Source organism: Bacillus sp. FJAT-27986 (assembly GCF_001685035.1).
GTDB lineage: Bacteria > Bacillota > Bacilli > Bacillales > Pradoshiaceae > Pradoshia.
The window spans coordinates 230119-249447 of the sequence record NZ_MAYV01000012.1 but is presented as its reverse complement, the minus strand read 5'-3'; the positions used below and the strand labels follow the sequence as shown (position 1 = coordinate 249447).

The 19329-nt window shown below is 35.5% G+C and carries 16 protein-coding genes; 1 reads left to right on the top strand and 15 read right to left on the bottom strand.

Going from position 1 to position 19329, the window contains the following annotated elements; translation table 11 throughout:
- Positions 1-85: 85 nt before the first annotated feature.
- The 11 genes from A8L44_RS07465 to A8L44_RS07415 all read right to left on the bottom strand — a co-directional run bounded on the left by A8L44_RS07465 (position 86) and on the right by A8L44_RS07415 (position 10829).
- The gene (locus A8L44_RS07465) at positions 86-1231 is read right to left on the bottom strand and encodes a cyclically-permuted mutarotase family protein (protein WP_066103742.1); all 1146 of its coding nucleotides are present in this window, start codon (positions 1229-1231) and stop codon (positions 86-88) included.
- A gap of 547 nt (positions 1232-1778) precedes the next feature.
- Positions 1779-2501, bottom strand: a complete 723-nt coding sequence (nagB, locus tag A8L44_RS07460; protein ID WP_066103737.1) for a glucosamine-6-phosphate deaminase — start codon at positions 2499-2501, stop codon at positions 1779-1781.
- A 114-nt stretch (positions 2502-2615) separates the two neighbouring features.
- Positions 2616-3470, bottom strand: coding sequence for a MurR/RpiR family transcriptional regulator (locus tag A8L44_RS07455; protein WP_066103736.1), 855 nt, complete (start codon positions 3468-3470; stop codon positions 2616-2618).
- Between the two features lie 19 nt (positions 3471-3489).
- A complete protein-coding gene (locus A8L44_RS07450; protein WP_066104319.1) occupies positions 3490-4371 on the bottom strand; it encodes an ROK family protein in 882 nt (293 codons plus the stop codon).
- Between the two features lie 91 nt (positions 4372-4462).
- Positions 4463-5152, bottom strand: coding sequence for an N-acetylmannosamine-6-phosphate 2-epimerase (locus A8L44_RS07445; protein ID WP_066103735.1), 690 nt, complete (start codon positions 5150-5152; stop codon positions 4463-4465).
- A gap of 27 nt (positions 5153-5179) precedes the next feature.
- A complete protein-coding gene (locus A8L44_RS07440; protein WP_066103734.1) occupies positions 5180-6025 on the bottom strand; it encodes a carbohydrate ABC transporter permease in 846 nt (281 codons plus the stop codon).
- 11 nt (positions 6026-6036) lie between these two features.
- Positions 6037-6912: a carbohydrate ABC transporter permease gene (locus tag A8L44_RS07435; protein WP_139063813.1), complete on the bottom strand. Its 876-nt coding sequence runs from the start codon at positions 6910-6912 to the stop codon at positions 6037-6039.
- 76 nt (positions 6913-6988) lie between these two features.
- Entirely contained in the window at positions 6989-8383 is a 1395-nt protein-coding gene (locus A8L44_RS07430; RefSeq protein WP_077248018.1) for an ABC transporter substrate-binding protein, read from the bottom strand.
- A gap of 24 nt (positions 8384-8407) precedes the next feature.
- Positions 8408-9052, bottom strand: a complete 645-nt coding sequence (locus tag A8L44_RS07425; protein WP_066103730.1) for a GDSL-type esterase/lipase family protein — start codon at positions 9050-9052, stop codon at positions 8408-8410.
- A 4-nt stretch (positions 9053-9056) separates the two neighbouring features.
- A complete protein-coding gene (locus tag A8L44_RS07420) occupies positions 9057-9968 on the bottom strand; it encodes a dihydrodipicolinate synthase family protein (RefSeq protein WP_066103729.1) in 912 nt (303 codons plus the stop codon).
- A 483-nt stretch (positions 9969-10451) separates the two neighbouring features.
- Complete coding sequence (locus A8L44_RS07415) at positions 10452-10829, bottom strand: PH domain-containing protein (protein ID WP_066103727.1); 378 nt, start codon at positions 10827-10829, stop codon at positions 10452-10454.
- Positions 10830-11104: 275 nt separating this feature from the next.
- On the opposite strand from A8L44_RS07415, the gene A8L44_RS07410 reads away from it, so the two are divergent.
- A complete protein-coding gene (locus A8L44_RS07410) occupies positions 11105-11404 on the top strand; it encodes a TIGR04104 family putative zinc finger protein (RefSeq protein ID WP_066103725.1) in 300 nt (99 codons plus the stop codon).
- Between the two features lie 57 nt (positions 11405-11461).
- Here A8L44_RS07410 and A8L44_RS07405 read toward each other — a convergent pair whose 3' ends face one another.
- From A8L44_RS07405 to A8L44_RS07390, 4 genes are read right to left on the bottom strand one after another with little or no spacing between them, the layout of a single operon-like run.
- A complete protein-coding gene (locus A8L44_RS07405; protein ID WP_066103723.1) occupies positions 11462-15922 on the bottom strand; it encodes a hypothetical protein in 4461 nt (1486 codons plus the stop codon).
- A complete protein-coding gene (locus A8L44_RS07400; RefSeq protein WP_066103721.1) occupies positions 15900-16646 on the bottom strand; it encodes a DUF6063 family protein in 747 nt (248 codons plus the stop codon). Before A8L44_RS07400 ends, A8L44_RS07405 begins: the two co-directional genes overlap by 23 nt.
- Positions 16647-18158 (bottom strand): hypothetical protein, encoded by a 1512-nt coding sequence (locus tag A8L44_RS07395; RefSeq protein WP_254654697.1) that lies wholly within the window; start codon positions 18156-18158, stop codon positions 16647-16649.
- Positions 18149-19222: a Wadjet anti-phage system protein JetD domain-containing protein gene (locus A8L44_RS07390; RefSeq protein WP_066103719.1), complete on the bottom strand. Its 1074-nt coding sequence runs from the start codon at positions 19220-19222 to the stop codon at positions 18149-18151. Before A8L44_RS07390 ends, A8L44_RS07395 begins: the two co-directional genes overlap by 10 nt.
- Positions 19223-19329: the final 107 nt, after the last annotated feature.

The following is a 19329-nucleotide window of genomic DNA, read 5'->3' as shown; positions in this document are numbered from 1 at the left end:
TAAAATTTCTATGTAAGATACATGGTAACGCAAAGAAAGCTAAGTTTAAAAACTTAGCTTTCTACATATTTCCAAAAAATTATTTTTAGTTATTGTGTATCGTTCCTGAATAAATTGCATTCGTTCTTACCCCAGGTTTTATTTCTCCATTAATAGAATATATATTTTTATCCATCAATACTAAGCCTTGACCACAGGGTGCATCAAATGGAATCTTTCCTATAGACCTCCAAGAATCCTTTTTTGCATTGTATATCAAAATATCTTTATTCCAATTAAACTCATGAGGGTCAGTATTAAAGTATTGAGTTCTAAAAGCTAGTAATTCTTCTCCCTTTAAGGTATTTAAATTTTTTACTGCATGATCATATACTTCTTTATTAAATCCTCCTATAACCATCATTTCATCCGTATTTAATTTTACTGAATTTGCTCCCAGTAAAGATATCTCTTTCCCATTCACTTTTACTGAAGAAACTTTAGACCATTTATTTTTTTCTATATTATATTTATATCCATCTGTATAAGCGGTTGTCCCTCCACCACTAAATACGTATAGATTTCCATTTAATAGTTGAGCTACACTTTGATTTCTAACACTTTCGCCTGGCATTGATGCTAATTCTCTTATCTTTTTAGTTTTTATATCATATTCATACAGTTTATTACTATCTTTTGCATTTTGCTTACCAAGTCCAATATAGAATTTCCCATCTTTTTCAACTGCTATACCATCACTTATTGTAAATGGAAGATCTCCTATCTTTTTCACCTTCAATTTTTTATTTGAATCAATAGTTAGCAAACTAATATCATCTGCGTATTCCTTTTCAGGACTTCCTCCAATATAATAGACACCTTTTTCTGTAGTAATTGAAGATCCATATCCTATCTCATGATCAAGATTAGTATGTTCTACCATAGTTAATTTATTTTTGTCTTTCTTTAATACATATATATCTGAATAATGTTTCTTTATTCCTCCATTTAAAACGGATTCATAAGGGAAATTAGCTCCCCCTCCAACAATCACATAATTTTTATAAGATCCTGACAATACTCCCGCTGTACCAATATTTTTTTCAAAACCCTTTTGTGCCTCTAACTCCCCTCCATGTTCCCAAGTTATTCTCCCTACAGATTTCTCTTTTTCAAAAGCGCTTACTTTCATACCGATAACTCCAACAAAAACCAACATCAATGTAATAGCTGCTATCCAAAATTTTTTCAAGATTTCTCCTCCTTATTTTGTATATAATTTAGAAACTTAACACCCATTCTGACCTTTCATATCGAGAACCAATTTCAAAAACCCCTTAACTAATCGATCTATATTTGAAGATTCATATCTAATCTGATTATTTCAATTATTTCGGTTAAAATCTGATTTCTATAGTAGAAAAAGTTGTATGAACAAACCTAAAAGTAAGTAGTTACCTAAATTATCTACCCCAATGATTTTCTTTTAGTGTGATTGCTTCTTCATTTAACTAAAAAAACAACTATTATAATTGTAAGATTAACAATAAATCTAAGTTCATCAGTTTATGCTTTTGGTTACAAATAGGGATGATTCTTAATGAGGTGAAAAGTATCTTATGAGAGGTATATGCTCTGAGGTGAAACTTGGGAGAGTTCCGTGTTGGTTCAATAACGATTATCCCGTTAACAGAGAAAACAGCTAATTCAATAACTATGTTATGAACTGTTTTTTTAGAAAATAAGTCAATGTTAACGGGTGTATGTATAAAAACTCTATATAATTAAGTCTTATTTCTCTAAGCTCCCTGAGCATCCAGGTCAGCAATCACTGTAATATTAGAATGGTTTTTTAAGATTGAGGCTGGAAATTCCTCACTGATTTCACCATCCAGTAACCTTTGAAGAGCTCGAGCTTTACATTTACCAGAAACTAAAAGGAGAATCTCCTTACTCTTTAATATCGTGGAAATCCCCATCGTTATGGCATGTGTAGGTACTTCATCAATGGTATGGAAGAATCGAGAATTAGCTTTTCGTGTAGAATCATCTAGCTCCACGACATGAGTGCTAGATTTGAAGGATGTACCAGGCTCGTTAAAACCAATATGACCGTTTTGGCCAATTCCTAAAACCTGTATATCTATCCCTCCATTCTGTTCAATTAACAATTCATAATGTTCACATTCATACTCTAAGTTTTCCTTATTACCTAGGGGAAGATGAATATTATCGGGTAAGATATTTATATGGTTAAATAAGTGATGATTCATATAGTAATAATAACTTTGTTCGTTTTCTGGATTCATTCCAACGTATTCATCCAAATTAAAGGCTTTAACATGCTGGTAATTTGTATGATGCAAGGACCGATCTTCTACTAAATAACGATATAATCCCTCTGGTGTACTTCCGGTTGCTAATCCCAGTGTGAATTTGCTAGATTGATTTACTTTTTTTATGATAGTTTCAGCAGCTATTTTACTTAATTCATGATAGTTTTTCACTTTAATTATTTCCATATAAGCACCTACTTTACGATAAGATAGTTCTCCTCTTAATCCCCACATCATAATCATGATTTCAAATAACAAAATCTGCATTTATTCATTTAACAGATGGTAAATTAAAGTACGTCATAGCATCTTTTCAATAACAGCGTTTGCAGTTAATTCTTTATTGTGAACCGCTTCCTTGTTAGTCCTTTTAAAATATTCAAAATAGAGCATATCTAAGAGGTAAAGTTGTGATATCTTTGCAGATAAACTGCCCCCCTGAAGCGGACCTTCATTTGCACCGCAAAGCAAGGTAAGATCAGAGAAACTAGTCAAAGGAGATTTTGCAAATCTCGTTATCGAAATAATCTTTGCTCCTCTTTCTTTTGCTACTTTTGCTACTTCAATCGTATCTTTCGTTGAACCTGAATAAGATATAAGAATGGCTACGTCTTTCTCTGTCATCAAAGCTGCAGACATAACTTGGAGATGTGAATCTATAGAACACTCTGTTTTATTGGTAATTCTCATAAACTTATTCTTTGCTTCCATTGCTGTCATTAAGGAAGAACCTACTCCAAAAAAGTGAATTCTTTGGGCGGTTATCATACAATCAACAGCATGAGAAATATCACTTTCCGAAAGTAAGTTATAGGTTTCTGTAAGTGCATGTACGTTTGAAGATAATACCTTTGACGCCAGTTCCTCAACTGTATCTTGCATTGTAATCACGCTGGAAAGCTGTGGGGTTTCATTATCAAGGGATATGCTATGAGCTAAAACAATTTTAAACTCTTGATATCCTTTAAGATCCATCGTTTTACAAAATCGAAAAACACTTGATTCACCTACGTTACATTCATCAGCCAAATCAGTTATCGACATGTAAATGACATCTTTCATATTTTCAAGAATATAATCAGCAACTTTTCTTTCCGTGTTAGTAAATGAATTGTATCTCGAGTGAATGAGAGAAAATATATCTTGATTTGTCATTGCGGCACTCCTTTTAGTGTTAGCCTTTTAAATGAAGTGATACTGCACCAAGAACTCCGGCTTTATTTCCAAGAGAGGCTTTCATAATTTTAACATCTGAAAAGCTCTCCATCGTTAACTCTTTGACCTTATCTGATATCTTATTTACGAGATTGTCTTGCTCCATCACTCCACCTCCTATTATAATAGCTGGCGGATTAAAAATGTGGATGAGGGAAGTAAGCCCCAAAGCCACCTCCGAAACCCAGTCCTGAAGGAGCATATCTAAACTTTTATCCCCTAGGTTAATTCTTTCAAAAATGACTCTACCATTTATAAAGTCAGAATTTATTTCCTGTGTTCTTTTTATTAAAGCCGTTGTAGAAGCATATATTTCATAGCAGCCTGCTTTGCCACAGTTACAGCTATTTCCGAAAGGATGGGTAATAATGTGACCAAATTCTCCTGCCAATCCATTATGTCCCTTATAAATTTTAGAATCGATTACAATGGCTCCACCAATGCCTGTACCATATGTTAAACAAAGAAAATCACTAAATTCCTTTGCAGCTCCAAAGAACTTTTCCCCTAAAGCAGCTGCATTTACATCATTTTCAACTTTAACAGGAACCCTAAATTGATCCTCAAGAATATCCTTCAATTTAGTACCTGTATAGTTCGGGATATTTTCATTGGCATAAATGATGGAACCCTCTGTACTATCAACCTGACCTGCAGTGCTTATGCCTATCGCGTCAAAGCCTTTGAATTCACTTATTATTTTAATTATTTTTTCTACTAGATATTTTCCGCCTTTTTTACTTTCGGTATCATATTCTTTAAATTCTTCTATTTTCCCATCTTTATCTGAGATGCCAACTTTTATAGATGTTCCACCAATATCGGCTGCTAATATTTTCACTTCCATCATCCTTTAAACCTATCTTTTGTGCATCATACATCCCCTGAAAAATGGACTGACAATCCAAAAAGTTATCTCTTAATTGGACAAACTATTTAATCGCTTCAAGAAATTTCTTGGTAATTTCCATCGGCCTCGTAATAGCTGTACCAACTACTGCTGTATGAACTCCTAAATCAAAAACACGCTTCAGGTCCTCCGGAGTCCAAATTCCACCTTCAGCAATGACAGGAATACGAAAATCCCGAACTAATCGTTCAATCAATTCTAAATCAGGTAAATGATTACCTTTTGTATATTCCGTATAGCCACTCAACGTTGTACCTAAGCAATCAAACCCTAATTCATAAGCCTCTTTTGCCTCTTCATAGGTAGAGCAGTCCGCCATGAAAATTTGTTCTTTATATGTCTCTCTGATTTTAGGAAATACTTCACTTATCGTCTTGCCATCAGGTCTAATTCTTTTCGTTGCATCCAATGCAATAATATCTACCCCCTCCTGATAAAGAAGTTCAATTTCTTTAGAAGTCGGAGTGATAAATACATCAGAACCTTCATAAACTTTTTTAATAATTCCAATGATAGGTAATTGAACCGTTTCTTTTATTTTTCTAATATCTTCAACACTATTCGCTCTGATTCCCTTTGCTCCACCAACCATAGCAGCATAAGCCATTTTACTCATAATAAAAGAGCTATGAAGGGGTTCTTCTGGAAGTGCCTGGCATGAAACAATCAGTTGTTTATTAATAAGATCAAATATCTTCTGTTTTTTATTCATTTGCAAACATCTCCAAGTATAAAAATATTACTTATCTGCTCCAATTGTAATTCCTTTTGTAAAATACTTCTGGAAGAAAATAAATATAAGTAGCATAGGAATTGCTGCTACAGTAGCACCAGCCATCTTATATGCAAAGTTTGGATTTAAGTCTTGCATCAAAGTTGCGATACCTACCATTAACGTTTTCGAACCTTCATCTTGACCGACTACGAGCTGCCATAAATAGTCATTCCAAACTTGAACAAAGTTAAGAATAAATAATGCACCAATACCTGGTTTAACTAATGGCAGCATGATTTTATAAAAGATTTTAAATTCACTGGCTCCATCGATTTTGGCAGCTTCTCTTAAAGAATCTGGGATTGTATCAAAGAATCCCTTTAGTAAAAATACTCCAAAAGCTGTTGCAACGTTAGGCAAAATCATACCACTTAAGGTATTAACCATATTAAAGTCTTGAATAATTCTAAACAAAGGGACGATCATGACTTCTTTAGGAATCATAAGACTTGAAATGAAAATAATGAAAATAATATTCTTCCCTTTAAATTTAAGCTTTGAAAATGCATAGGCTGCAAGCGCACTGACAATGATTAAGGCCATCGTAGAAACCAAAGCTACAAAGAGACTATTATACGTCCATGTTAAAGCAGGTTGATTATTGAAAACATCCACATAGTTGCTCAACGTAAAGGACTCTGGAAACCAATCTGGCGGCATTTTAACAACATCGGCACTGTTCTTAAAAGAGCTAGTCACAAGCCAGTAAAGAGGGAAAAGACTTAGAATAGCAAAAAATAGTACAATTATGTTTGTTACAATATCAATTTTTTCTTTCTTTTTCTTGTTCTTATTTTTATTCTTTAACATTTCTCTCACCTCTAATTCTTCTTAAACATAGCTCTTAGCTGTGGAATCGATAGAGCTAATGTAATTAAGAACATAATTACACCTACAGCAGAAGCCAGACCAAGCTGATTATACTTGAATGCATTATTATATAAGTAGTACATAAGAGTTGTAGATGCATTGTTTGGTCCTCCACCAGTTAATAGCTGAATTACAACAAATATCTTTAGGACAGCAATAATATTCATAATAATAATGTATATAGTTGTTGGTTTAACCATTGGAATGATAATTTTAAAGATAATTTTCATTCTACTTGCCCCATCTACTTCAGCAGCTTCAAAAAGTTCCTTTGGAACTCCAATCATAGAAGCAATATATAGAATGATTGCTTGCCCAACATTCGTGGCAAATGTTACGAAAATAATCACTGGTAGTACCCAGTCCGTATCACCTAAGAAATTAACTGTTGACAATTCCATTTTTCTTGCCACAAAAGGGATCAAACCATTGGCAGGGTTTAATAAGAAACTCCAAATCATGCTCATGACGACCATGGAAACCATTACAGGAATATAGTATGCACCTCTAATGAAAGACACATATTTAGCATTTTTATCGAAAATAGCAGCGGAAACAAACATTGCAAAAATAACAGTTAATGCCACAATGAATAGGACAAAAATAACCGTGTTAATAGTAGATTGAATGAATACAGAATCACTGAATAATCTTTTATAGTTTTCAAGCCCAATAAATACTTCATCCTGATAGGTTATTTTAAATAGACTTAATCTTATTCCTTCAATGATCGGATAAACTAAAAATACCAAAAAAAGTAACATTTGAGGTGCGATAAACAAGTAGCCTGTAATATTTTCCTTAAAGAGATCTTTTTTGATTTTCATTAATATCATTTACCTTTCTACAATTTAAGCCCCAAAAAGAAGGGGCTTAAATGTTGTTAAGTCGTATATTCTAGAGCTAATTATTAATAACTGAATTTGCTTTTGAATCTTCAATTATTTTATTTCCGCTTGATTGGTAGCTCTTTACAACTTCTTTTGCGGTTTTTTCACCAGTATATAAAGCCTGTAATTCTGGATAAAGAACTTGTCTTAACTGGCTGTAACCTGGTACATTTCCAGTGAAATTAAACATGTATTGATCGTTAGCAGAATAGGCATCAAAGTAAGGCTTTTCTGCCTTAAACTCCTCAGTAACAGATGTTCTAACAGGCACTCCATTCTTAGAAGCCTTCACAAGTTCAGAATCAGTAGAGACAAATTTCACGAAATCCTTACTAACTTTAATTCTAGTTTCGTCTTTCGTGTCAAAAACAGCTGCACCTGTCACATAAGTGAAAGTTAAAGGATCTCCACTTTCAGACGGAATATTAGCCAGTCTCATATCAAATTTAGGAGCTTTACCACTTTCCATATCAGCCTTTGCATTGTTGAATAGTATTGAGTTAGTAAAGCTAATCGCAAGCTGTTGATTCTGGAACATCGCATTAACATCGTTTGAAGAAACAGATTCTACACCAGGATTTGTAAAACCATCATCGTAGATTTTCTTTAACCAATTTGCAGCTTTAGCACCCTTTGCATCATCAATGATTAAATTACCATCTTTATCAAAGAATTCATTGCCAAACATTCTTAAATACGCAAGATTCCAAGTATCTGCCTGGTTATTCAGAGCAAATAATCCCATTGGAAACGCATTTGAATATTTATCTTTAGGTAAATTCCCCTTTAGATTTTTAAGAATTTTCTCATAGTCAGCCAGATTCCAAGTCTTGATTTCATGCTCTCCACCAATGTATTCTTCAAGCCCTGCAGCTTTAAACATATCAGCATTATAAGCTAAAGTACCTGGGTTATGTGAAAATGGATAGAAGTATACATCTTCACCAAAAGTCACACTCTCCCAATGGCTTTCGGCTATATCTTTTTTAGATTCATCGTCAACGATATCATTTAAAGGTACTAAAGCACCTCTATGAGCATAGTCACCCATAGCGAAGACACTCTCGAAGAAAACATCTGGAGGAGTCCCACCATTAAGATTTACGTTTAAAAGCTCATCGCGTTGGTCCCCGGCAATGACCTCTACATTTACTTTGACCTTGTGTTCCTTGTACTCAGCAGCAAACTTTTCTCCTGCATGTTTGAAAAAGCTATCATAGTCGGCTCCCTCTTCAGATGCGTCTAAAACACCCTTCCACTGTGGAGTCAACCAAACTGTTATTTCTACCTCACCATTTGAACCAGAACCACCATTAGATTTACTAGTTTCTTTTCCCATACACCCCGCAAGTACTGAACCTACGAGCATGATTGCCATTCCGGCTTTCAAAAAACGCTTTCTTAACATAAACGAACCCTCCTTATCATCTTATTAAAATAGTAAAATGCTTTTGATCTTACGAAAGACAAGCTGTGATAGTTGCTTGTGACCTACCTCATCAAGATGCATAAAATCAACCTTATTCATTTCCACTAATCCCTTTGTATCTAGAAATTCTGTACCTTGAAGCTCTAATAATTCTATTAAATGCTTTGATAGATCTTCTGATTTCATGTCACATTCTCTTCCCATTGATTTATTGACTTCAGTATTTATATACCTTTTATCAATAGGCGGAGGTACAATGACTAGTACTTTTGGACATGTTCCGTCTAAACCTGCGGGAGTATTTTTTGCCTTAAGAGAAAGTCTTACAATCCCTTGTGCGATATTATAAGAAGTTAAATGAAACCTTTCCTTCGTATCATTTGTTCCAAGCATAATAATGACAAGCTCTAGAGGCATATGACTCATCAAGCAAGGATGGATATAGGTATACCCATTCAATCCTTCAAACAATGGATCGTCTAAGACACTCGTTCTACCTGATAATCCTTCTTCAATTACTTGAAACTCACCACCTAGTAGTTCTGCTAATAGGCTAGTCCATCTAATATCTTCCGGATACCTTTCCGAAGTTTTAGCATTAAATCCCCAAGTATTAGAGTCCCCAAAGCATACGACTCTTCTTTTCATATGATTATCCTCTATACTTTAATATCGCTTTGTCGATTAACACTTTAATATCTTCGATTTTATTTAAATCCTCACCTGTTACTGGCTCTAACGGGCCTCTTACATTTCCTATGTTAACTCCTCTTAATTTTAAGACTTCTTTAATAGTCGAATACATAGAGCCATTTAAGGAGCACAACGCGATAATAATGTCATTTATATCACTTTGAATTTTTCTTGCATTAGTAAAATTCCCTGTTGATACAAATTCTTCTGCCAATAAAAAAAGTTCAGGCATAGCTCCATACGTTCCGCCTATTCCACTATCTGCACCAATTAATCTCCCAGAAACATATTGTTCATCAGGTCCATTAAAAACAATAAAATCTTCACCAGCTGCTGTCTTGAATCTTTCAATATCCATAACTGGCATTGAAGAATTTTTAACCCCTATAACCTTCTTATTCTCCAATAATTTCTTAAATAGATTTATTGAAAGATTATATCCGGTTGTTTGAGGGATGTTGTAAATAATAAATGGCAGATCAGTTGAATCGATAATCTCTGTCCAATATTTGTATACTGAACTTTCAGAAAAATTAAAGTAAATTGGGGGAATGGATGATAAGGCATCATAACCTAATTCCTCAGCATATTTTGCTAAAATCACACTTTCCCTAGTCGATGGTGCACCGACATGTGCGATTAAAGTGAGTTTTCCTTTTACATTGTCTGAAACATATTTTAATGTCGCTTTTCTTTCTTCAAGGTTCTGGTAGATGCATTCTCCTGAACTTCCACCAACGTAAAGCCCTTTAACGCCTTTATTGTATAGATAATTACATAGATCTTTTGTTCTGCTCTCAGATATTTCTCCTAAATCATCATAACAAGCATAGAAAGCTGGAAATATTCCTTTATACTTTTCTAATTTCAATTCTGACCACCACCTATATAGACTTTAAATAAAACTTGTTTTTATATTTTCCAAGTAATTCTATTCGCCTTTACTTTTATTTTGGTAACGTTTACAAGGATAAATATAACATCGTTATAAATATATGTAAATATTTTTCTTTATTTGCTATTTTTTTGGAGAAAATTTTCTTTATAATTACGAATCTATCTGAAATTTTTTTCTGTATCAAAATTTGAGATTCTAGTTTTATTTTTTTATCATCAAGAATTATATCTTTGGAACAAAAAATAAAGTCATTTAAATCTTTAACAGCGAATAATCATTGGAACTAAATGGATTGTTGAATCATGAAATCAGAGAATAAATAAGAGACCAGCCTGTACTCCACTGATCTCCCGGAAATTTGGCAAATGAAATCATCATTAATCCATGATATACGGATAAAATAAAAAAAGAGGAGCGTTGTAATACACTCCCCTTCCCTCTATCCATTTGTTCAATTTACCCACAAACATAATACGCAAGCAATTTTTGAACATCTTCAATGCTATTGCCTTTTTTAAATGTCTTAGTTATTGGCACATCTGCTCCAGATAACCAAATTTTAAGCTCAGCATCTAAATCGAATGTTCCTGCTGTTTCCGTACTGAAGTGAGTAACACTTTTGTAAGGAATGGAGTGATACTCGACTTTTTTTCCTGTCATTCCCTGTACGTCTACAAGAATAAGTCTGTTTCCAGTAAATACAATCATATCCCTGATTAACTTGTACGCTTGTTGAACTTCTTCACCTGGAAACAATACTTCTTTTAGAGATTTAGATACTTCATCCTTACTTACAGTCGAAGAATTGCCCATTAACCCATCTAAAATTCCCATCTATGTATCCTCCTTTATCATTCTGATTACTTAAAGTATACCTTACAAATGATTTTATATAAAATGGATTTAAGTCGAAATCCTCATAGTTCTTATATAATTATATTTGTACAAGTGTTCGACAGAACAGATCGAGGTTCTGCATTTATTGTGAGGATATGAATTTCCTAATAGGGATGCTTGGTAGATGTAGTTCCATTTTTATTTACATCCCAATACTCCATTTTCAAATGTCAATTAGAGAATTAAGGATCTTTAATAAAGGAGGAATTTCAGTGCCAACTTGTCAAAACTGCGGCAGCAAATGGTCATGGAATGATTCGTTTAAAAAATTAGCGTCATTCCGCAAAAATATGAAATGTAATGATTGTGGAGCTAACCAGTTCCAAAGCACGTATTCACGAAAAATCACATCTATTGTTGTATTATTTCCGCTGATAACAATTCCTATTACGGTACTGTTTAATTTATCGTTAACTTTTGTCATAATCATCGAATTAGTGTTAATGCTTGTCGTTTTATTATCATTGCCTCTTTTTTTACAATTGACTGATAAAGAAGAGCCGTTATGGTAAAAAAGGAGACTGCTTAGAATTTCGGCAGTCTCCTTGTCTTCTATTTAACTTTCAATTCTATTGTAAAACTTCCTCTTCCTGATAAATTCGATAGGCAGGTACCACTGTATCTGTCACAATCTCTTTACCATTTTCACGGACAAAATCAAGTTTGTAATAAGAGTCAAAGCGTTGGCTGATCTCTGTTTTCACTAATTCAGGCGGTGTAACAACGATTAACTGGAATTTCAGTTTTTCTGCCACTGCAAAAATTGGATCAAGAACGTGTGCTGATGCCGCCTGGCCAAATGGATTATCACATACTAATGATACCCAGCTGTTATCTGCTTCACTCTTAACGGATAGGAGCATCATCATCATAACCATCCGGGCAGATAATTTTTGGCCGCCGCTTCCGTCTGACTTCGTCTTAGAACCTTGGTTAATAGTTTTCCAGGTTGAGTAATGTTCCTTCTGAGGCCGTCCATACATGAATGCGTTATCTGTACGCATATTATAAACAAGCAGCTCAGGGAAACGATTGCGAAGAGATACAAACAGTATTTGTTCATCACTGATTAATTGTCTGATTTCAACCTCTAGAGCCTTATTGTGATCATCAATTGTCTCGAATTGCTTCGTGATTTTATCAATTGCCATAACGAAATGCTGCTTTAAAAGTGGTTCCACTTCTTCCGCATTTTTAGGCAATAGATCTTCCTTTAATTGAACCAGCGGGAATGTTCCACGCTCATTTTTGATTTTCATTTTCGCAATCATGGAACGTATAGCATCGGACATACTCATAACCTTCATACTCGCACGGCTTGCCCAGAAATCCTGCGCCTTTTCAGCTCGTTCTTTATCACGGTCCAATTGCTCCAAACCGCTTCTTGAAAATCGTTTCATATTCGAAATAATGGTTTCAATATGCGCGTAATGGCGCGTATCCATATGATCTAATGAGGTCAAAACTTCATTTTTAAAACGGAGCTCCCAATCTTTATCCTCAATGGTCAGCTTTAGCTTACGAAGCGATTGTTCAAGCTTGGCATGTTTAACCTGTTTTTCTTCAATGAAGTTTTGGTGGGCTTCACACCAGGCTAATATACATGATTTCCCCTGATTTTTAATTCTCTCCACGACTTCATCTGTATAAGGCACTGGATTTTCCTTAAGGATTACGGATAATGTTAATTGGTCTCCCTCATATCCATTAATACTTTCGTTTGTCTCTTTCAGCTTCTTCTCAGTCTGATCCAATTGTTTTTTGGTTAATTTAGTCCGGTCTTTAATTTCGACCTCTTTAACATCCAGATCCTGATCTTCCCATTTTTCCGGCTCTTGCTCATGCTTGCTTAGCTTTTTCTGTGCTTTTTTCGCTTGTTCATTTGCCAGGTTAAGAGAGGTTTCCGCAACGGTTACTTCCTTATCCTGCTTACGCTCCTCTTTATCTGCTTCTTTTGCTTCTTTTTGAGCAGTTTGCTGCAAACCCTCTAATATACTGATAGGTTCATCAGGTACAGGCCTTTCTCTCCAGTCTTCATGTTGCTTTGATAGCTTCTTCTCCAATTTAGACTTCTGAGACATTTCAGCTTCTTTCTGTGCTTTTAATGTAAGTAATTCCTGTGCCTGTTCTTCCTTGGAGCGCTGCAAGAGTTTTAATTCATTCAATTGCCCCATGATCTTATCTAATATATGCAGTGATAAGCTTGGTACTTCATCGTTACCCTCCATTTTTTCTGCAGGTGGAAATGAAGCTGAATTAACAAATTGCGCGATTTCCTTAATACTCTGGTCGACAGCCAATTTCCATTCCAAATAGGTTTGATTCCATTGTGCACTCCTATCATTCAGCTCATCTAAGTCCTTGGCAATCTCAGCCTGCTGTGCAATAAGAGTAGCTTTATGCGTTTCTTTAGCATCAAGTAATTGTTTATGTTCGTCATATTTTTCTTTTTCCAGAATAAATGCTTCCAATGCATCTACATGTTTACCGCATTCCTCGATTCTGACCAGCTTTTGATTGATTTGTTCACGTAATTGAGCATGTAATTCTTTTTCTTTATCGAGGATTTGAACAGTTCGTTTTAATTCCGTATCAACCTTAGATATTTCCTTTTCTTCCTGTTCAATGAATTTGGCAATATCCACACAAAGATCTGTATCTGTCATTCTGTTTAATTCATTATATAAACGGCGAAGAGAACGTTCTGATTTTCCAAGCTCGTCTAAAACATCTTTCTTCTCTTCAATCTTCTTGGAAATCGATACCTTCCATTTCATAAATTCATTACGGTTTGTGATTAGTCCATGTTCTTCACCGTGCAAAACAACAAAAGAAGATACCGGATTACCATTCATCTCTTCTCTCAAATAAACAGGTACCGGGCTTTTAAATAGCCTTCCCTGTAAAAGATGATGATTAATCTTTTCCCATTGAGTCCGGCTGACGACTAACCCAAACGGTAAAAGAGGATAGGACTCCAGATGATGAAGACGTTCATCTTCATCCAATGATTGCAGGTACTGTGTCCCATAGAACACATCTATTCCTGTTTTTTCATCAATCCACTCTTTAAACTCTTTCAGATCCTGATTAGCAATCCAAAAATTCTCGTCGTTCAAATAATGGTCTAGCTGACTCTCCCACAGTTCTTTTTTAACCTGTTCACTCTCTTCCTGGTTCTGCGTTAATTGACCTTCAATTCCGGCAGCGTATTTGGATAATAGAGCATGGGTCAAGGATGGTGAGACATCATCCAAAACAAGTTTCATCCGTTCTAAAATAGAGGATTCTTTTAAATCCTGCTTTTGGTAAGCCTCTTTCCAATTATCTCGTTTGGTGTTCAGATGTTTCAGTGATTCACGTAATGTTCCTAAGGAACCTGACAGTTCATTTTGAAACTCCTGTGTTTGTTGATCCTTATCCTGCAGTTGTTTTAACTCTTCCTGAAGCTGGATTAGGTTTTGTTTAAAATGACTGATTAATCCAGATAAATCATATGTGACACGGTCACCAAATTGGGTGGACATTTCCTTTGATTTCGTTTCAAAAGATTGAAGCTCATCCTGAATGGAAAGAATTTCTGCGCTTAATTTAGCAATTTCAATCGTCTTTTGTTTATCATGACTACTTGATTCTTTAATCCGTTTAGTCAGATACTTTTTGTAAGCATGGTACTGGTTATTAGATTGGGCAATATCTAGATTCGCCTTTTCCCATTCCTCTGTAACCTCTGCTTTAATTTCTTCCATTCGTTGATTCACTTGTTCTAATCCACTGTTTTGTTCAAGTTTACTCATTTGGTCAGTCAGATTAAGAATCGTATTTTCAAATTCACTCCATTCCTTTAATAACAAGGAGAAAGTGAATTCGTCCCTTATTGCTTGTTTTTCAGCGACAACTTCCTTCAGCTGTTCATGTTTCTCTTTGTTTTTCTGAAGCTGCTCTTCCCATTTACGTACATCCTGATGGGCCTTGGCATACTCCAAATTATCTTTTTCAAAGCGTAGGACAGACAGTTGCTTTGTTAATTGTTCAATCTCTGTTTCTAGTGTGATCAACTCTTCTTTTTCTTGCTTAATGACATGCTCCAAGGCACCGAGGAGCTGCTGACCTTCCTTCGTACTTGCTTGTACTATTTCTTCATGCTCTACACCGATTCTGACATGATCTTCAAAAGGAACAATATCCTCTAAAAATTCCTTGTGGGCTTGTTCTCTTTTAAGTAAAACCGGCAAATCCTTTGCGATACTGGCCTGGCTTTTAAAGATTTCGATTAGGTCATTTTTTTGCGCTTCAGCTTTATTTAATACCTGGCTGACTGTCGGGATAATTCTCTTTTGAAAAAGGGAATGATCATCCTCTGCCCCTTCGAAATATTTACCAACTCCGCCTTCATCCCTATTAATCTCTTTCATAATGTCCCAATCTTTCCGATTAATGCCATATGTATCAAGAATGCGGTAGTGTTTTTTTATGTCTCGATATACATCGAATCCATTCCATTTAAAATAATCCTTTAATTCTTCCGGATCAGCAACCTGTCCGTTCTCGTATAGAGGAATATGCTCTAATGCTACATCCTCTTTACGATCAAATTCTCTGGCATAAAAAGTGATATTCGGAACAATCTTGGCTTCACGCTCATCTGAACCTGTTTCTTCATTGAGATCCTCATCCAACAGTTTCTTTTGCTCAGCAGAGAACATACCACCGGTCACTAAATGCCGCCCGTCGGAACCATCCAGTTCCCACTCGATTAATATGTGGAAAGTATACGGTGCAAATTGTTCCTTTTTATTAAAGAAAAATTGCTGGTAAAAACGATTATTTTGTTTGCCCCATGCTGTACCCGGTTTGAGTACCTGAAAGATGGATTGCAGGAATACCCCTTTGCCGCCACCATTCATCATCGCGATTAATCCGTTTGTTGATGTTTGTTCATTGTGAAAATCAAAGGTTGTGTCCTTATATTGCTTTTGCATCCCGTCATATTTCAGTCCGACGATTCTAATGCGATGGATTTTCGGCATGCTCCTGTTCCTCCGTTCTCATAAGTTCCTTCATTTGTTCATAACGGTCATAATCATGGTATAGGAATTCAATCCGTTCAAATAACTCCATTTTCGGCACAGCTTTTGGTATATCATCTTTGTCCAAAATGACAATCAGCCCTTCAGTTTCGAGCAGTCTCATAGCACTCATAATCAATCCGATACGTGTGCGCCTGTTCCCTTTCTTTGTACCGAAATCATCCGTTTCTATGACCATATGAACCCAAGTAGTCACGATATCCGGCATATCAATGGCTTGTTCCTCGCCAAAGGAAGGGTCCTCCTTTAACATTCGATTCCAGTTCGTAATCAGCTCATTAACCTGGCGTTCCAATGCATAATAGGTTATCCCTTCACGCTTTGTCCGAATTCTGGCTGCCTGATTCTTATCCACCATAGCCAAAAAAGCCATTAGGATGACACTCATTAAATTAAAATACTTCTTATTTTCTATTTGTTTATGCTTTTCCTTCATATGGGTAAAATTAGTTGCAAAGACCGACCCTGCCGGCTGTACTACTAAATGGATACGCTTAGGCGATTCTATAATATAGGTTCCGGATTCATCTGCCAGTAATAGGACAGTTTGTCTGACTTCCGGCTCATAGTAGGTTTGAAAGTGTTCGCTCGTTTCATCAATTACTTTTTCTTTTAGTAAAGTAAAGTACACATGCGAAGCTTTTTTTATAATCTCATTATTCATTTATTCGAGTTCCTCCCGGACACAAATTTTAAATGGTGTCATTTTGGTCCTATACCAATAAATCGGATCTGATCGATGATCAAACTCCGTATAAATATGACGCCCTTCCAATGATAAAAATTGTGGATATTCATTCATTAATCGATGAAGGAGGATTTCACGTTCATCCGTCAATGTTTCCAATTTCCTTGTCGGAGACATGATTTGGAGAGGTTTCTTATCAAACAACATCCATAAATCAATCGTTTCGCTTTCTTCAAACCATTGATCCTGTACTTCCATAGGCATATCTGCTAAATCCGCTAATGAAAATTCTCCATATTGCTGTAAATACTCAAATACATATTTCCATGCTTTAATAACAGAGGACCAATCTGTTACTCGCTTGATTAATTCTTCTTCTTCATCCTCATCTTGATTCGTATCTTCTATTTGGAGAGTATGCGCCGATTCCTGTTCCATCCAAATCCAGTCCAATGGGAGAATAAATTCATTTTTGGGTGAAAACAGCGGTCCAATAATTTGATCAATCAAATTGAAATCCTTAATCCCCTCTTTCATTAACCAGTTTTCATAAATATGCTCCCGGAATGAAACAAGGCTGTTTTCCCAAAATAGTGAAGGATTTTCTGCTTTTAATTTCATCTCATATGAAATATTTTGAATAACCAGCTTTGCAAACCGGTCATGTAGCTGTCTGGTATGTTCAATTTTTTCATGGAGAAGAATTAATTCCTTTTGAACCAATCCATTTTCTTCCGTACGTTTCGCTTTTTCAATCATAGACGAGATCGTACGAAAATGATTTTTCTCCTCCTCAAATTGTTCTTCAATCTCCCACCTGTTTTCCTCTCTTTGGTGTTCTTGCTCCAGGAGAAGAATTTTCGGGTTGTTCATCATCTCTTTTTGAAAGGAATATTCCTTTGTCATTAAACGATTCACTCTCGAAATGAGGTGATCTAAATTGCGTGTCGCTTTTTTGAAGTTCCCATTTTTAATCAGCTGCATACTGTATAGCTGTTCAATCGTAATTGAGAATTCTTCCGCCATTTCACGACTCATAAAAATCATTTCTTGTGCAACATCGGTTAATTTATAAACGATGGATCCACCCATCTCCAGGTTTGTATACAGTTCATCCATCATCACATAACGAAAGGTTTGAGTATCCCATACCTGTCTCGTTTCATCAAAATATAAGGATTCAAATGGCTTGCTGTATTCTTCCTTCCCCTGAAATAAGAGACCATTCGTAATTCTTTCTATTTGCTTTTCATCAGCCGTCAGCTTCATTTGTTTAATGCTGTCCTCAACCATATGTAAAATGTCGGTTTTTCTACGGCCATCATCATCATTTAATTCACGATAAAACATGGTCAGTAGAACTTGCATTAATATAGTCTGTATATAAGGCTTGAGTTCACCGATTTCCATTCCTTTTCCCAATTCGAACAAAGGATTCAATCGTTTCATCCTTTGAGAAAAGCCTTCCCACGATTCGTTCACATCCATCTCCTCCACGTTTCAATCGTTAAAACCTCCTGCGGAATTCGGGTTTTGGCAGCCCATAATTCATTCAAGCTGTTTTGCTCCTCTTCCGTGAACCAGGAAAAGAATCGTTCCCTGTGTATTTCATTACGTACCTGTCCTGTCTCCGAATTTGCCTGAACCATGCAGTCAAGCATTTTGCGGTAGATTTTTAAAGCAGGCTGAATGGTGCATTCTTGATATTTATCTATCAATCTCATACAAATGCTGTAGCCCTCTGCATCTAAGTCACCTACATAATAAAATAAATAGGAGGAATCCTTCGGGAATAGTTTAAAGAAGAAGGAGAAGCTCCTTTCAATCTTTTTACCTTCACCATAAATAATCAGTTCCGGTTCGTAATCTAATATTTCTTCTTCCAGCAATTGAACGCAAGTATGGAAGAATGATAGATTCTCAACTATTAATACACGTTTAATGTCGGCTATCTGAACACCTGGCTTCAACCAAAAAACAAACGGTTCTCCAAATTTCATACATTTCAATTCTTCCATCGAAACGCCAATTCTTTGTAGAAACCCCTTTCCCTCAGGGAATAGATCAGAGTCAGTCAGAAATTTTTCATGCCCGAAAAGTTCAAGGCTCCGCTCTTCCAGCGAAACAATTTGTCTATCCTGACTTGATTTTAAAAACGTATAAAGGTTTCTCACCCTGAACCATTCATCTTCCGTTTGCCATTCCGGATGGTTTTCATAATAAGAAAAATCAAATCGATCATTCAGCTTGAGCATCTCAAGACGATTCCATTTAGTGATTTCTTTTTTGATATTAACCCAATAAAATAATGGCAAGGCTGGATGCCGGCCATTTGTTTGTTTATTTAGTATCGGTATAAGAATGTTCTCTTCAACGAGTCTTTCGATAACATCATGAAATAACGTATACCCATCCATATCAAAATAGTCTTCTATATGTATTCTTAATTGGCTCTCCAAGACATTTACATTTAATTTTTTCTTTTGCTGAGGATGCTGTATATCTTCTATAAACTGTCTAACTCTCACTTCAACCTTATTAATAACTGCCACCTTCTTCTTGCTTCAACTTACTTATAGGATTATATCAAAAAATAACCTATTTTCTCTTGGAGAATTTTGTCGATACGTATTATTATACACAAGATTTTCTGCTTTTC

Coding starts and splice junctions, on each gene's coding strand:
- A8L44_RS07455 (WP_066103736.1), bottom strand. CDS start 3,470: ATGACAAATCAAGATATATTTTCTCTCATTCACTCGAGATACAATTCA.
- A8L44_RS07405 (WP_066103723.1), bottom strand. CDS start 15,922: ATGCCGAAAATCCATCGCATTAGAATCGTCGGACTGAAATATGACGGG.
- A8L44_RS07440 (WP_066103734.1), bottom strand. CDS start 6,025: ATGTTAAAGAATAAAAATAAGAACAAGAAAAAGAAAGAAAAAATTGAT.
- A8L44_RS07415 (WP_066103727.1), bottom strand. CDS start 10,829: ATGGGAATTTTAGATGGGTTAATGGGCAATTCTTCGACTGTAAGTAAG.
- A8L44_RS07425 (WP_066103730.1), bottom strand. CDS start 9,052: ATGAAAAGAAGAGTCGTATGCTTTGGGGACTCTAATACTTGGGGATTT.
- nagB (WP_066103737.1), bottom strand. CDS start 2,501: ATGGAAATAATTAAAGTGAAAAACTATCATGAATTAAGTAAAATAGCT.
- A8L44_RS07395 (WP_254654697.1), bottom strand. CDS start 18,158: ATGGATGTGAACGAATCGTGGGAAGGCTTTTCTCAAAGGATGAAACGA.
- A8L44_RS07435 (WP_139063813.1), bottom strand. CDS start 6,912: ATGAAAATCAAAAAAGATCTCTTTAAGGAAAATATTACAGGCTACTTG.
- A8L44_RS07400 (WP_066103721.1), bottom strand. CDS start 16,646: ATGAATAATGAGATTATAAAAAAAGCTTCGCATGTGTACTTTACTTTA.
- A8L44_RS07445 (WP_066103735.1), bottom strand. CDS start 5,152: ATGAATAAAAAACAGAAGATATTTGATCTTATTAATAAACAACTGATT.
- A8L44_RS07430 (WP_077248018.1), bottom strand. CDS start 8,383: ATGTTAAGAAAGCGTTTTTTGAAAGCCGGAATGGCAATCATGCTCGTA.